Source organism: Senegalia massiliensis (genome assembly GCF_009911265.1).
Lineage (GTDB): Bacteria > Bacillota > Clostridia > Tissierellales > SIT17 > Anaeromonas > Anaeromonas massiliensis_A.
This window is the reverse complement of sequence record NZ_QXXA01000014.1, coordinates 46,488-60,661: the sequence shown is the minus strand read 5'-3', so window position 1 is coordinate 60,661 and position 14,174 is coordinate 46,488. Positions and strand designations below refer to the sequence as shown.

The following is a 14,174-nucleotide window of genomic DNA, read 5'->3' as shown; positions in this document are numbered from 1 at the left end:
TCAACTATATTTTTATAAAATAAATATGGTGATAAAATATGAAAAACGTATACGAAGACTTTGGCAGATGGATATCTATATTGTATAGACAGTTTCAGAAATTTATAAATAATGAGTTGAAGGACTTAGATATAACATCAGGTGAATATATATATTTGATAAAACTTTATGAAAATAAAGAATTGACTCAAGAGGATTTAGCTGAAATATATTATATTAATAAGGCAGCGATAACAAGGAGTATAAGGAGTCTTGAGGATAAAGGGTATATAAAAAGAATAAAAAATCAAAGGGACAAAAGGTCCTATAGAATTCAAGTCACAGAAAAAGCTTTAAAGGTGAAACACAGAATATATAACGCATTAAAATCTTGGGATGAATTGATTTCACCAAATGTAAATGATGATGAATTAGAGGTGTTATCCAATATATTAAAGAATATGTCAATAAAATCACTAGATAGAAATCAAAAAGGAGATGATATTTGTGAAAATAAATAAGAAGTATAGGGGAGTTGTATTTTCATGTCTTGCTGCTGTATTTATATCTGTACCTATTGCCTTTTTTATGGTATTAATAAATTATGGATTTAGAGCAGGATTCATGATGGCATTTTTAAAATCTTCATTGTTGGGTACGGCAATTTCTATACCATTGGCGAATATATTTATTCCATTGGCAGAGAAGATAGTAAATAAGGTAGTGGAGGAATAGTAGATAAGGTGGAGCGTAGAAAGGTATGCTTCTACAGATATGAAATCTTATAAAAGTATTCAGTCTTGATATGATTATGATTCTGCAAGTCTAGACATATTTAAGTACATTAAATTTTGGTACAATAGAAAGAGATTTCACAGTATTATTTGATATTTAAGCCCTTAACAATATGAGCAAAGGATTAAAAATCTACATAAAAGTTTGATTTTTTGTGTCTATTTTATTGACATAGATCCAAGTTTAGCGATTTTATCAGTATATAGTAGAGAGAATTAATAGAGATTACAATTATCATACCGCAATTAATTAAAGACATCCCTTAAGGGTAATCATTGTAATAACTATTATAAATGGAATAGATATGCGTGTAAAAATCGGCCACTTAATTTTGAACTAATTCATATGACCGACTTACACGTATTATTTTAGTTTTTGTTTATATCATTTAACTAATTTGGTACTAAGTTTATTTTTTGTTTAATAATTTTGATGTTGCTAAGTTAACACCTAGTGTTGCTACTCCTCCAATCATTAATCCTGTTGCTATGTTGTATGACTTAACTACATAAAATGCTCCAGCTGCTAAAACTCCTAAAGTTCCACAAGTAGTACCTAGCATGGCACGTTTTTTTCTTACATCTAAAGGTGCTGTAAATATTTTATAATCTTTAACAATTTTTTTTGATGATTCCATTGCCTTTTTTCTATTTTCTAAAGCCTTGCTATTTAGTGTTTTCATTTATTCCAACTCCTTTAAGATTATTTTTAACTTTATCTAATAATTTATTGTCTATAACATCTACACCTAATTGTTTCATAGTAAATTGAATAAATATAAACCTATTTATGGTCTCTTCGTATGTTCTATTAAATAAAATAGGATTTAGCCATATATTACACAGTAAAAGTAGTAATTCTGAGCATTCTTTTGGAAATCTTGTATTTAATGAACCATCTTTAATTCCATCTTGAATCAGTTCATAAAATTTAATTGAATCTATATTAACTGTTTGAATAATATTTTGCATAATAGCCTTACTATTGTTTGTTTGATTAAGTAAAAATCTATTTGTTGTATTTATTTTTTCATCACTTGTTAATCTGTTTAATATATGTTTAATCTTTTCTTGTGCATTATAGCCATCTACTTCCAGAATTAATTTATCCAAATAAGTATTGGCTTTTTCTCTTTCAGAAAGTAATACTGACTGTAATATTTCTTCTTTTGACTTGAAATAATGATAGATAGCTCCTTTAGAAATTCCTAACTCATTAATAATTTCTTGTATACTTGTTTTTTCATATCCCTTTTTAATAAAAAAGCTATATGCAGTAGATAGAATATCTTCATATGTTTGATTAGATGAATTGTTGTTTATCATTATACCCTCCTTCATACCGACCGTCGGTCTATAATTAAATAATATCATTATATAATTTACATGTCAAGGTATATTTTATTATAATATAATCATAAGTTACTTTAGAATTTATACATAAAGGATTAAAATCTGATTTTTTTAAAATTAAATAATTATAGCACTAAGAGTTAAACTATTTTCGGAATTTAGAGAACTTGTTAATTTTTTATTTCAAAACAAATCTGAAAGATATGAGAATAATACAAAGACTTTAATATAAAAAAGAATCATATATCAATATTTAGCAAAACAGGAACAGTTTTATTTTAATGTTGTTGTTATAATAAAGTTAGAGTACGGAGAAAGGTCAGGTGGAGGTGGAAATTGAATTATAGGAGAGATATTGAGAAGTGTATTAAATTTATTGAGGAGCATATCAAAGAAAATATTACTATTAAAGATGTTGCTAATCAATTAGGGTACTCAGTTTATCATTTTTGTAGAGTTTTTAGCCTATGTAAAGGCATGTCTGTTATGGAATATATTCGAGAACGAAGGTTGTCTTTAGCAGCTATAGAATTATTCAAAGGTAGAAAAATTATTGATATTTCTTTAGAATATGGATTTGAAACACATAGTGGGTTTACCAAGGCATTTCGTAAATCTTTTGGTTATAGTCCAACACAATATATAGCGCGAATGGCTGGATATGATGATGCAAAAACAACATTTGAAATTGGAGGTTATATTATGTATCCTGTTATTGTAAAGAAAGCTGCCTTTAAGGTAGCTGGCTATGGAATTAAAACCAATATTACTGGGGGAACATATACAAAGGATATTGCATCCTTTTGGAGCAATTATAATGGTGAAAATTTAGAAAGTAAAATGTATAAAATTTTAAATCCTGCTAAGCATGGTGAAGTGGGATTATGTGTTCCATTATCTGAAGATGGAAATACAATATATCTTTTAGGTGTTATAGTGGATGACTTTTCAAAGGTAGAAGAAAATATGCTAACAGTAGAAGTTCCAGAAGCTGAGTATGCAGTTTTTACAACGCCTCCTATTGATACTACAAATGAAAAAGAACAAAAGGAGTTTGCAAAGATCATTGCAGGCACATGGAAATATATTTTTGAAGATTGGTTTAAAGATAGTGGATATGTATATGACGAAAGTAAACTTGATTTTGAATTCTATGATGAACGTTGTCATCATAGGCAGGATACTGTAATGGATATTTACGTTCCTATTAAAAAAGTAAAATAAAGGCAACTATCTCTTTATGTTTACAAAGTTTACTTATAAATAAAAGAAGAAGGTGATAAAAAATGTTAAGTTATTATGGTAGATTGTCTTCAGAAGTATATGATATGGATAAACCTATAGGTCATTCTTTTGGGGATGTTGAGTTTTATATGAATAGATTAGAGTCATGCAAAGGACCTATTCTTGAACCTGGAATAGGAACTGGTCGTATATTAATTCCTCTTTTAAAAAAAGGATTAAATGTTGAAGGGTTTGATAGTTCAAAAGATATGTTAAATATATGTATGAATAACTGTAAAAAGATAGGTTTAAATGCTAAACTTTTTGAGGCAAAGATGGAGTCTTTTTCACAAGATACAAAATATGACGCTATTATTGTACCAACGGGAACGTTCCTTCTAGTACATAAAAGAGAAGATTCAATAAAAGCATTAAAAAACTTTTATAAGCATTTATCTAATGGTGGTAGATTAATTGTTGATATATCTTTACAAACAGATATTTCAATAGACACAGTTTCTACAAAAACTTTGGAATGTTCTAATGGAGATATAATTACATTAGAAAATAAAATTGTTGAAGTTGACTATATAAATCAATATACTATTTCCCATGGACGATATGAAAAGTGGCGTGAAGGTGTACTTATTCAAACTGAATTAGAGTATTTTCCATTACGATGGTATGGAGTAGAAGAGTTTAAATTAATACTTGAAAGTATAGGATTTAAAAATATTGTGATTTCTTCAGATTATAAATTTGGACAATATCCATCAAATTCTGAAGAGATAATTACTTTTGAGGCTGTTGCTATTAAATAGAAATGGTATTATGTTGTAGTTTTGAAATGAAAAACAGGCAAAAACCAGGCTGGAAAACACCCATTTTTTAGGGTGAAACATAGATGATGTAGGGTAATTCGATTTCATTTTCTGTTGTTTTTTCTGAAATGCAAAGAGGAAACCTTAATCAACTTAATCAATGTAAAAGACCAAAAGATCATAATTATTAAAATGATGGAAGATAATAGCAGAGTCAATCAAACTGTAGGAGTCTTTATTGACTTTTCTTATTTTATATCGCTATTTATGCGTTCAGATCCCCAGTCAGACATCAATTCAAGAATGGGAGAAAGGGTTTGTCCATCATTTGTAAGAGAGTACTCAACTCTTGGTGGAACTTCATTATACTGTTCTCGATGAACTAATCCATCTGATTCAAGTTCTTTAAGCTGCTTGCTTAACGTTCTATGAGCTATGGGTTTCAAATCATTCCAAAGTTTATTGTAGCGAATTACTTTAGATTTATAGAGTTTATATAAAATAGCCCATTTCCATTTTCCTTGGATTTTTGAAATCGTGTAGTATATTGGACATTTTCCGTACTTACTATTAAAATCCATAATATCACCTCAATACTTACAAAAAGTTTAGTATATAACAAAAATGTTCATACTTGAAGAACTTAATATAATAATATACACTATACTTGTCAAAGTCAAATATAACTCTAATTAAAGGAGAATGTGATATGGATTTTTTAGAATTAGCAGAAAAGAGATACTCTGTTAGGAAATTTAGTGATAAAAAAGTTGAAAAAGAAAAATTGAATTTAATACTTGAGGCGGGACGAGTAGCTCCCACTGCTGTTAATTATCAGCCACAACGAATCCTTGTTCTAGATAATAAGGAAGATCTATCTAAACTAAGCCTTTGTACACCCTATAAGTTTAATCAAAGTTTGGCTCTTTTAGTTTGCTATGATAGAAATTCAAGCTGGAAAAGAAAATTTGATAATAAGGATAGTGGGGATATTGATTCAAGCATTGTTGCAACACACATGATGCTACAGGCAACAAACTTAGGGTTAGGTTCTACATGGGTAGGGCATTTTAATCCAGATATTATAATAAAAACTTTTGATATTCCGTCAAATATCATTCCTGTCGCGTTGCTATTGCTCGGTTATCCTAGCAATGAAGCAGTTCCACATTCTAATCATAATAAACGTCTGAATCTATCACAGACTACTTTCTATGGTTCTTTTTTCGATAAAGAAGTAGAGAATAAAGAATAGTTTGTGCAGCACTATGGGGTAAACCTAAGTTGGTATATTTTTGTGAATACTAATGGAGTATGAGGATGAATAAGTATTATTTATTAGGTTGACTTGGATTTAATTCTGAGTCTTCTTTTTATTTTAGAATATAACTACCTACAATTATATTTTTGTCGCTATAATAAAAATAAAAAAATTGTCCTTGTTAAACAATAAGCTTTTTCTTCAAGGAGATATAGTATTCAACTATCATCTTTATTATCTTCTCAAGGCATGTAGAGCAAAAATATATTCTATCCCCACTGGTTTTTATCATGATATTTTTAATTTTGTTTCAAATGACTTTAGATAAGGTAGTTATAAAAAGAAATAAAATAAAAAGTTGTAAATAACAGAATAAGAGAGAATTAAATATAAGCTTAATTCTCTCTTAATTTATATTTAAAACATGAAAATAAACTAAAATCATAACAAAAGTGCTCAATTTCTATCCGAACTAGCCTGCGGGGAATATGCTATAATAATGACAAGAGCATAAGATATACATAAATTAGATTTCTGAAGCTCTATCCTAGAGATTTATAATTAAAAGGTTGTATAGGAAACTATATAGGACCACATGTTAATTTTATTGACATATTAGTATTAGAAGTGTCAAAGATTTATTGATTAAAATACCATAAGGAAGGTAAAGCGAATGAAAAAAATATTATTAGTAGAAGATGATCGTTTGTTAAATAAAACTTTAGCTTTTCACCTAACAATGGAAGGATATGAAGTAATCTCTGCTCATAATGTAGCAACTGCTAAAGACTATCTTTCAAAAGGTAAATTTGATTTGATTATATTAGATATAAACCTTCCAGATGGAAACGGTTTTGAACTATGTAAAATGTGTAGGAGTAAAACAACAATACCTATTATATTTTTAACTGCAAATGACATGGAAAGTGATATGTTGAAGGGTTACGAATTGGGAGCAGAGGATTATATTACAAAACCATTTCATGTTAGCATCTTTCTTAAAAAAGTAGAGATTTGGTTAAAGAGTACCAGTATAAAGAATACAGGGAATATTTATGATGATGGAAATTTGATTTTGAATTTCACCAAACGTACAGCTATGATACAAGGAAAAAATATTGAATTGACTACTGCAGAGTTTAACCTATTATATTTATTTGTTATAAACTATAAAATGGTACTAACGAGAAGCTTATTATTGGAAAAGCTATGGGATGAAAATGAAAAATATGTGGACGAAAATGCTTTAACTATGATGGTTAGCCGAATTAGGTCTAAGATTGAAACTAAAGATAAAAAATATATTAAGACAATCTATGGAATGGGCTATCAGTGGGTAGGAGATGCCTATGAGGAATAGAGATTTTTTTGAAATGATTATTTTAATTATAATAGGTATTATATATCATGTTTTTTTAACCTTATATTTTTATAATGTAACATTATTATTATTTTCATTAATTACTTATTTTGCCATTATATTGATTTTTTATTACAATAAGAAAAAAACTATTAGTAAATATATGGATTATATCAATACTTTAAATTATTCACTAATTTATTTAATCAATAGAGACCATCAAAAGATTAACAAATTAAAAACATTAGATGAAACTTTTGATTCAAAAATAAATCAAAAAATTCTTCGATTATCAGAAATATGGAAGGCAGAATCTTTACAAGGATTAAAAGAAAAAGAGAAGTTGCAAAATCTAATTTCAGATGTTTCTCATCAGGTAAAGACTCCTATGACTAATTTAAAGATACTGCAATCAGCTTTAGTTAAGGAAGAAGTATCTAAAGAAGAGAAAGAAAAACTATTAAAGTCTATGGATGAGCAACTGGACAAACTAGGCTTTCTATTAGATTCTATGATTAAATCATCAAGGTTGGAAACAGGATTAATTCAGTTAAATAAGACCCCATCAAATTTATTTGACACTATTGCTGAAGCTATATCGGAAATCACAGTAAAGGCAGAGAATAAAAGTATAGAAATTATTGTAGAGTGTCCAGAGAATTATAATTTATCACATGATAAAAAATGGACATCAGAAGCTTTGTCTAATATATTAGAAAATGCAATTAAATACTCCTTAGATAAGACAAAAATAGAGATTAAAGTGCAAGAATGGGAGATGTACACCAAAGTTGATATTATTGACCAGGGAGTAGGTATTCTGGAAAAAAATTTTGGTAAGATATTTCAACGATTTTTTAGAGAAGAAAGTAGTTATGATAAAGAAGGAGTAGGCATTGGACTTTATTTATCAAGAGAAATTATTCAAAAACAAGAGGGGTATATAAAAGTATCATCTATTGTTGGAGAAGGTTCTACCTTTTCAGTTTTTTTACCAAATGATTTATAAATAATATGCTCAATACCAATTCTAACAAAAAAGTTAGAATTGGTATTGTTTTTTTTAATTAAAAATATATTCTGTTATATTTGTGTTAGATTTACTTGATAAAGTTATCTTAAGAAAAGGAGGAAGATATAATGAATATATTAGAAGCTATAAATTTAAAAAAATATTATGGAGAAGAACATAATATTGTAAAAGCCATAGATGGAGTAAATATAACAGTAAAAAAAGGTGAGTTTCTTGCAATTGTAGGAACTTCGGGATCAGGGAAGTCTACTTTGTTAAATATGTTAGGTGGGTTAGATAATCCTACTACAGGACAAGTGATTGTAACTGGACAGGATATTTCTCTGCTGTCTGATGAAGAATTAACTATTTTTAGAAGAAGAAATGTAGGATTTATTTTCCAAAATTTTAATCTAGTACCTATGCTAAATCTTTATGAAAATATTGTTTTGCCATTGGACTTAGATGGAGAAACAATTGATGAGGAATATATAGAAGAAGTAATTGAACTACTACATTTAGGAGATAAAAAACGAAGATTTCCTAATTACTTATCAGGTGGAGAGCAACAAAGGGGAGCAATAGCAAGAGCTTTGGCCACTAAGCCCTCTATTATTTTAGCAGATGAGCCTACTGGAAATTTAGATAGTAAAACCAGTTCTGAAGTATTGGGATTATTAAAAAGAACAAGTAAACAATTTAATCAAACTATTGTAATGATTACCCATAATAACGAAATTGCTCAATTAGCTGATCGGATTGTCAGAATTGAAGATGGAAAAATTTATAATAGATAGGGGAAAAGTTATGATAGCAAATAATAATCGAAAAGTCATACAAAAATTAGCAAGTAGGAGCGTGAAATTTAATAGGACAAGAAATGTTTTTATATTAATAACTATTATATTATCTGTTTCATTACTTGGAGTCATGTCTCTTTTTCAATCAGCAAGGGAACAGAAAACTAAAAAGCAGTTAGATACGGTACAGCATGTTATTTATGAGAATGTCAATGAAGAACAGATTGAGAAGTTAAAAGCTTCTGATGAAATAGATTTCTTAACATTAGGAAAGAGTGTTAGTAGTTTTAAGATGGAAAATAAAATGATTCATCCAGTTTATTTTGAAAAAGATACAAAGAGTATAAAGACAAAAACAATAGCTGAGGGAAATTATCCAGAAAAATTTAATGAGGTTGTAGTAGATAGACCTATATTAGAATTATTTCCTGATGCAGAAAATATAGGAGATTCTATAAAGATAAAATTTTTAGATGGCAAAGAGGAAGAATTTGTAATTAGTGGATTTTATGAGGAAGGTAATGAGAATTCCAGTATCAATTCAATCCTATTTTCCAAGGCGTATTCTGAAAAAGGAGAGCAGATGAAGGATGAACCTTATATTGTTTTTTGTAAAATAAAAAATGCATCTATAATGTCAGAAGGTGAGTTTTTAGACAGCCTAAGAAGAATTGGGAAAGATGCAGGAATTGAAAGAAAAGACATAAATCCAAACAATTTTTTTGCTAATTCCTTAACCCTATCTAAACAAGATGCTTTAGTTATAATAGTAGTATCTCTAGGAATTCTATTGGTCAGCATATTGGTTGTGTACAGTATATTCTATATTTCAGTTTTAGATAATATTCAAAGATTTGGTCAGTTGAGAACCATAGGTACTTCTGAAAAACAAATTAAAGCAATGGTAAGAAGAGAAGGGACAATTATGTTTTTAATGGGAACTCCTATAGGACTTCTGATATCCTGGATAATTTCATACTGGCTTATTCCAGAAGGATGGAGTTTTAAACATACTTCTATTCTAAGTCTAATCATAGCAATAGCAGAATTCATTACCATAATTATTTCAGTTCAAAAACCAGCAAAAGTGGCTTCTTCTATTTCACCTGTTGAGGCATCTAGATTTGCAGGGTTTGAAGGCAAAGGATTAAAGGAAACTAAGGAATTACATAGAAAATTGTCTCCTTTTTCCATGGCAAGAATTAGCATAGGAAGGAATAGGAACAAATCTTTTTTGACATTAGTTTCCCTTGGAATAGGTGGAGCTTTATTTATTATGAGCACAACTATGATAGTATCAACTTCTTTAGAAGAATATTCAAGGCAAGGTATGTATGAACTGGGAGAATATATTATTTCCTTTGATTATAATACGGTACAGACTATTGATAAGGGCATAACAGGAGTTCAATTGAAAAACCCAATGAATGAAGAATTAGTGAAAAAGATAAAGTCAATACCAGAGGTTGATGATATTATAGAATTTAATCGTACATCTGTAAAATATGATTATAAGGATGTAGTCAATAAAGGGGACTATTTTTCAGCATTTAAGAGAGAAGATATTGATATAATAAACAAAACATTGGTAGAAGGGACTTTTGATTATAATAGGATGATAGAAAATGATGAAATCCTTGTAGCACATAATAAAGTAGCGGAAGAAATCTATGGGTGGAAATTTGACATGGGAGATAAGGTTAAATTCAGGTACTTTGATGGAAATAAGGAAATTGAAAAAACATTTAAGGTCATAGGGTCTATAGATAAATCTAGTAATGTCACATATAACTCTGGGTGGTTTATCTTACCAATTGAAAAGTTAGAACAATTATTTCCAGGCATTAATACAATAGATACATTAGTTATATCTGTAAATAATTTTGAGAAGGAAGGAGATAAAGTAGAAAAGAAACTTTCTAATATAATAGAAGAAAGTCCTTTGCTTGAAATGGGTACATTAAAACAAAATTTAATAGAAGATAAGCAATCATTTGATTTAATAAATAAAGTAATAATAGGATTAAGTGGTTTTATCATTTTATTTAGTTTAATTAATCTAGTCAATACAATAATAACTAATATTATTGCGAGACAAAAAGAATTTGCAATGCTCCAATCTATTGGATTAAGCCATAAACAATTGATAAGAATGATTCAATTTGAAGGCTTAGGTTTGTCTTTTGGAAATTTAATAATAACTTTAATATTTGGTACAGCATTAGGATATGGATTAATAAGAGTATTGCAGCACTTTGGTGCAACTTATCTTCATTACCATTTTCCAATAGGATATCTTTTAATATATATTATGATTATTGTCATGGTGCCTATAGTTGTTTCTAGTATTTTAGTAAGATTATTTCAGAAGGAAAGTCTGGTTTCAAGATTGCGTCATGGTGCACATTAGTATTTATAGATAGATATTCCACAGAAATAGTTAAGTAATGTTTTTAAGGGCTCTCGACAATGATATATAAGAAGAAAGGATTCAGATTATAAAGGTATTAAAAATATAAATACTTTAGTTAGGGCATTGGAAAAAATACAAAGTTGATGGAAAAGAAGTGAATTGTCAACACTTATTTAGATATTTTTTAAGGTTATGTAATTTATATTGTTTAGGACTTAAATTTACTAATGACTCTGAATCCTAATATTGTTAAACTAATTTACATAGTCAGCTGACATAATTTCTAACATAATTATGATAGAAAACTCAGATATGATGCAGGTCCTTCACACCTATGACCGTTATCATGTAGTTATCTTAGGAGCTAATAATAAGTCCTTGCATCCTATCCTAAAAATATAGCAGGTAAAAAAAGAATCCAATCATTTAATAGATGAACTAACAAAGAAGTCCAAATATTCTTTGTTTTAATGTATGGATAAGTAAGAATTATTCTAACAATTCCTATTCCTAAAATCGCTTGAATAATATTCCAACTATATGTGGGCAAATGAATAGCTCCAAAAAGTAAAGAAGTAACAATCCAAGCTGTTATAATTGATCTTTTTCTAGAGAGATTTAAATTTTTATAACTAAATTCCAATACTATTAAAAATGGTATTATAGTAATCAATTCTTCTCCAAAAAGCATAGGAATTATTTTTATATAAATTATGCCCTCAAATTTGAATAAAATTTTAAAAAATAACTTATTTGAATATTTTTTACTCAGCCTTTTTGTATTTTAGAAAAACTGTAAGGTTATAGTAATAGTAACTCAAAAAAATATAATAAAAGATTATGTGTATTCTTTTATTACAAGTAATATAAACTAGTTTTGATATAGGTAGTGTATAGTATTTTGTGTAAAGTCCAAAACTTTTTGTCGTTGATATTTGATTTTAATTTAGTTATAATAATGTAAAGATTTATAAAAAAGTAATTTACACTTAACTTCTATAAGTTAAATTCTTAGTTATTAACCTAAATCCAAATATGTAGATACCTTTTCCCAGCGATATTAAATATAATTAAGTAAGTAATATATGAATAGCAAAGTGATACATTAATAAACTATTAGATGAAAGTGACTTTTTGGATACTCAGAGATTTATATTGGAGGATAGATATGCAGAAAATTATTATAATAGAGGATACTAAAATTATAAGAGAAGAACTTAAAATATTTTTATCTAAATATGATTATGAGATTGATGCTCCAGATTATTTTAACAATATAGTTGAATATATATATAAATCTGATGCTGACCTAATTTTACTAGATATAAATTTACCTGTCTTTGATGGATATCATATATGCAGGGAGATTAGAAAAAATTTAGATACGCCAATAATAGTAGTTACAAGTAGAGATAGTGAAACAGATGAGCTCATGAGTATGAATTTAGGTGCAGATGATTTTATCACAAAACCTTATAATACACAAATACTTTTAGCGCGTATTTCAGCAGTTTTGAAGAGAACCTCCAAAAATAGTCTTAGTGATATATTATCTTATAATGATATGAAACTAAATCTATTAAATGGTAGTATTGTTTATAAGGAAAACACCGAACAATTAACTAAGAATGAAATAAAGATACTTTCTTATCTTATAAAGAAAAAAGGAACTATAGTATCTAGAGAAGAATTAATGGAATACTTATGGAACTCAGATGTTTTTATTGATGATAATACACTATCTGTAAATGTAACAAGGTTAAGAAAAACCCTTGAAGATATAGGTGTAAAGGATGTAATACAAACAAGAAGAGGTTTAGGGTACATAATGCCATGAGTATAAAAGAATATTTAAAAGAAAGATTTTTATTCATTTTTGTAAATTCTATAGTTTTTTTAATTCTAGCGTTAATATTAGCTATACTGGAAATAAGAAGTATTGTTATATTTTCAATTTTTATAATATGGTTTTTACCTTTAGCAGTTTATATAAGTATAGAGTTTCTTAAATATGCAAAATATTATAATAATATGGAAGAAATATTACAAGGTCTTGATAAAAAGTATTTATTACCAGAAATCATGGAAAAAACAGATTTTTTAGAAGGAAAACTTTTTTATGATATATTAAAAACATGTAATAAAGAAATGCATGAGCATGTAAATTATTATAAAAATCTTCAGTTAGAGTACAGAGAATATATTGAGACTTGGGTTCATGAAATTAAAACACCTATTTCATCTAGTATGTTGATTATAGAAAATAATAAAAGTCTTATTACAAAGAATATAGGCAAAGAAATAAAGAAAATAGAAGGATTTGTAGAGCAGGCATTGTACTATTCAAGGAGTAGTGATGTTAGTAAAGATTATATAATAAAGAGGTTTGACTTATCAGTAGCTATAAATAATACTATTAAAAGAAATTCTAAAGATTTTATAAATAAAAGAATAAATTTACAGCTAGATGAAATACATGCTGTTGTATATAGTGATATAAAATGGGTAGAGTTTATACTAAATCAAATTATAACTAATTCAATCAAGTATATAAAATCCACAGGAGGTAGTATAAAGATATATTCAACTACTAATAAGAATAACGTAATACTTACAATTCAAGATAGTGGTATAGGAATTTCAGAGAAGGATATCAATAAAGTTTTTGAAAAAGGTTTTACAGGAGAATATGGAAGAAAATATAACACATCTACAGGTATGGGATTATATCTTTGCAAAAAGCTTTGTGATAAGTTAGGTTTAGAAATAAATATTAAATCTGAATTAGGGATAGGAACAAAGGTCAATATAATATTTCCATTAAGCAAATTTAATTTATTGAATTGAAAAGTGTGAGTTAAAATACTCACACTTTTTTCTTTTAATCTTTAAATTTGCTTTTAAACTTTTTTATACGATTTAAGGCAAAATGCTCATATAAAAAAGGTACTAGGTGTATATATGTCACTTAAAGAAGTGGAAGTAAGTCATTAGGTAAATTTGTATTAGGATTTGTACAAATGGAAAACTTATAACAAAAGATTATCTTACAAAAATGAAACTTTAATGAAAGCTAATTCGATATGTAATCTATTAATAGACTAATATAATAATGTTATAAGGTAGATTAAAAGGTAGTTAGCAAATTCAATAAAGT

Annotated in this window: 15 protein-coding genes; 11 read left to right on the top strand and 4 right to left on the bottom strand. The window is 27.6% G+C overall.

From position 1 onward, the window contains the following. The first annotated feature begins 38 nt into the window (after positions 1–38). Together D3Z33_RS12870 and D3Z33_RS16980 are read left to right on the top strand one after the other, a co-directional pair. Positions 39–500 carry a MarR family winged helix-turn-helix transcriptional regulator gene (locus D3Z33_RS12870; RefSeq protein WP_160198181.1) on the top strand — a complete coding sequence of 154 codons (462 nt, stop codon included), beginning with the start codon at positions 39–41 and terminating at the stop codon, positions 498–500. Beyond that, the gene (locus D3Z33_RS16980) at positions 487–714 is read left to right on the top strand and encodes a DUF2798 domain-containing protein (protein ID WP_160198180.1); all 228 of its coding nucleotides are present in this window, start codon (positions 487–489) and stop codon (positions 712–714) included. Before D3Z33_RS12870 ends, D3Z33_RS16980 begins: the two co-directional genes overlap by 14 nt. 469 nt (positions 715–1,183) lie before the next feature. On the opposite strand, the gene D3Z33_RS12860 is transcribed toward D3Z33_RS16980, so the two are convergent. After that, positions 1,184–1,456, bottom strand: coding sequence for a hypothetical protein (locus D3Z33_RS12860; protein ID WP_160198179.1), 273 nt, complete (start codon positions 1,454–1,456; stop codon positions 1,184–1,186). Beyond that, positions 1,440–2,099: a TetR/AcrR family transcriptional regulator gene (locus tag D3Z33_RS12855; RefSeq protein ID WP_160198178.1), complete on the bottom strand. Its 660-nt coding sequence runs from the start codon at positions 2,097–2,099 to the stop codon at positions 1,440–1,442. The genes D3Z33_RS12860 and D3Z33_RS12855 overlap by 17 nt, the downstream gene beginning before the upstream one ends. 363 nt (positions 2,100–2,462) lie before the next feature. Between D3Z33_RS12855 and D3Z33_RS12850 the strand changes: the two genes are divergently transcribed. Beyond that, a complete protein-coding gene (locus tag D3Z33_RS12850; protein WP_160198177.1) occupies positions 2,463–3,350 on the top strand; it encodes an AraC family transcriptional regulator in 888 nt (295 codons plus the stop codon). Between the two features lie 62 nt (positions 3,351–3,412). Then, positions 3,413–4,171, top strand: a complete 759-nt coding sequence (locus D3Z33_RS12845; protein WP_160198176.1) for a class I SAM-dependent methyltransferase — start codon at positions 3,413–3,415, stop codon at positions 4,169–4,171. 248 nt (positions 4,172–4,419) lie between these two features. Here the strand turns inward: D3Z33_RS12845 and D3Z33_RS12840 are convergent, their stop codons facing one another. Then, the gene (locus D3Z33_RS12840; RefSeq protein ID WP_160198175.1) at positions 4,420–4,752 is read right to left on the bottom strand and encodes a winged helix-turn-helix transcriptional regulator; all 333 of its coding nucleotides are present in this window, start codon (positions 4,750–4,752) and stop codon (positions 4,420–4,422) included. A 128-nt stretch (positions 4,753–4,880) separates the two neighbouring features. Here D3Z33_RS12840 and D3Z33_RS12835 point away from each other — a divergent pair, with 128 nt between their 5' ends. From D3Z33_RS12835 to D3Z33_RS12815, 5 genes are all read left to right on the top strand, one after another. Further along, positions 4,881–5,426 (top strand): nitroreductase family protein, encoded by a 546-nt coding sequence (locus D3Z33_RS12835; protein WP_160198174.1) that lies wholly within the window; start codon positions 4,881–4,883, stop codon positions 5,424–5,426. Between the two features lie 679 nt (positions 5,427–6,105). Continuing rightward, on the top strand, positions 6,106–6,792 hold the full coding sequence (locus D3Z33_RS12830) for a response regulator transcription factor (protein WP_160198173.1): 687 nt from the start codon (positions 6,106–6,108) through the stop codon (positions 6,790–6,792). Beyond that, entirely contained in the window at positions 6,782–7,801 is a 1,020-nt protein-coding gene (locus D3Z33_RS12825; RefSeq protein WP_160198172.1) for a sensor histidine kinase, read from the top strand. Before D3Z33_RS12830 ends, D3Z33_RS12825 begins: the two co-directional genes overlap by 11 nt. Positions 7,802–7,932: 131 nt before the next feature. Then, on the top strand, positions 7,933–8,601 hold the full coding sequence (locus D3Z33_RS12820; protein WP_160198171.1) for an ABC transporter ATP-binding protein: 669 nt from the start codon (positions 7,933–7,935) through the stop codon (positions 8,599–8,601). A gap of 10 nt (positions 8,602–8,611) precedes the next feature. After that, on the top strand, positions 8,612–11,014 hold the full coding sequence (locus D3Z33_RS12815; RefSeq protein ID WP_160198170.1) for an ABC transporter permease: 2,403 nt from the start codon (positions 8,612–8,614) through the stop codon (positions 11,012–11,014). 388 nt (positions 11,015–11,402) lie between these two features. On the opposite strand, the gene D3Z33_RS12810 is transcribed toward D3Z33_RS12815, so the two are convergent. Further along, entirely contained in the window at positions 11,403–11,708 is a 306-nt protein-coding gene (locus tag D3Z33_RS12810) for a CPBP family intramembrane glutamic endopeptidase (protein ID WP_160198169.1), read from the bottom strand. Positions 11,709–12,185: 477 nt separating this feature from the next. Between D3Z33_RS12810 and D3Z33_RS12805 the strand changes: the two genes are divergently transcribed. Both D3Z33_RS12805 and D3Z33_RS12800 read left to right on the top strand, forming a co-directional pair. Then, positions 12,186–12,854, top strand: coding sequence for a response regulator transcription factor (locus tag D3Z33_RS12805; protein WP_160198168.1), 669 nt, complete (start codon positions 12,186–12,188; stop codon positions 12,852–12,854). After that, positions 12,851–13,864 carry an ATP-binding protein gene (locus D3Z33_RS12800; protein ID WP_160198167.1) on the top strand — a complete coding sequence of 338 codons (1,014 nt, stop codon included), beginning with the start codon at positions 12,851–12,853 and terminating at the stop codon, positions 13,862–13,864. The genes D3Z33_RS12805 and D3Z33_RS12800 overlap by 4 nt, the downstream gene beginning before the upstream one ends. The last annotated feature ends 310 nt before the right edge of the window (positions 13,865–14,174 follow it).

Bases quoted from the DNA above. Each gene is read 5' to 3' on its own strand.
- D3Z33_RS12870 (WP_160198181.1), top strand. From the start codon at position 39: ATGAAAAACGTATACGAAGACTTTGGCAGATGGATATCTATATTGTAT.
- D3Z33_RS12860 (WP_160198179.1), bottom strand. From the start codon at position 1,456: ATGAAAACACTAAATAGCAAGGCTTTAGAAAATAGAAAAAAGGCAATG.
- D3Z33_RS12855 (WP_160198178.1), bottom strand. From the start codon at position 2,099: ATGATAAACAACAATTCATCTAATCAAACATATGAAGATATTCTATCT.
- D3Z33_RS12845 (WP_160198176.1), top strand. From the start codon at position 3,413: ATGTTAAGTTATTATGGTAGATTGTCTTCAGAAGTATATGATATGGAT.
- D3Z33_RS12840 (WP_160198175.1), bottom strand. From the start codon at position 4,752: ATGGATTTTAATAGTAAGTACGGAAAATGTCCAATATACTACACGATT.
- D3Z33_RS12835 (WP_160198174.1), top strand. From the start codon at position 4,881: ATGGATTTTTTAGAATTAGCAGAAAAGAGATACTCTGTTAGGAAATTT.
- D3Z33_RS12830 (WP_160198173.1), top strand. From the start codon at position 6,106: ATGAAAAAAATATTATTAGTAGAAGATGATCGTTTGTTAAATAAAACT.
- D3Z33_RS12825 (WP_160198172.1), top strand. From the start codon at position 6,782: ATGAGGAATAGAGATTTTTTTGAAATGATTATTTTAATTATAATAGGT.
- D3Z33_RS12820 (WP_160198171.1), top strand. From the start codon at position 7,933: ATGAATATATTAGAAGCTATAAATTTAAAAAAATATTATGGAGAAGAA.
- D3Z33_RS12815 (WP_160198170.1), top strand. From the start codon at position 8,612: ATGATAGCAAATAATAATCGAAAAGTCATACAAAAATTAGCAAGTAGG.
- D3Z33_RS12810 (WP_160198169.1), bottom strand. From the start codon at position 11,708: ATGCTTTTTGGAGAAGAATTGATTACTATAATACCATTTTTAATAGTA.
- D3Z33_RS12805 (WP_160198168.1), top strand. From the start codon at position 12,186: ATGCAGAAAATTATTATAATAGAGGATACTAAAATTATAAGAGAAGAA.
- D3Z33_RS12800 (WP_160198167.1), top strand. From the start codon at position 12,851: ATGAGTATAAAAGAATATTTAAAAGAAAGATTTTTATTCATTTTTGTA.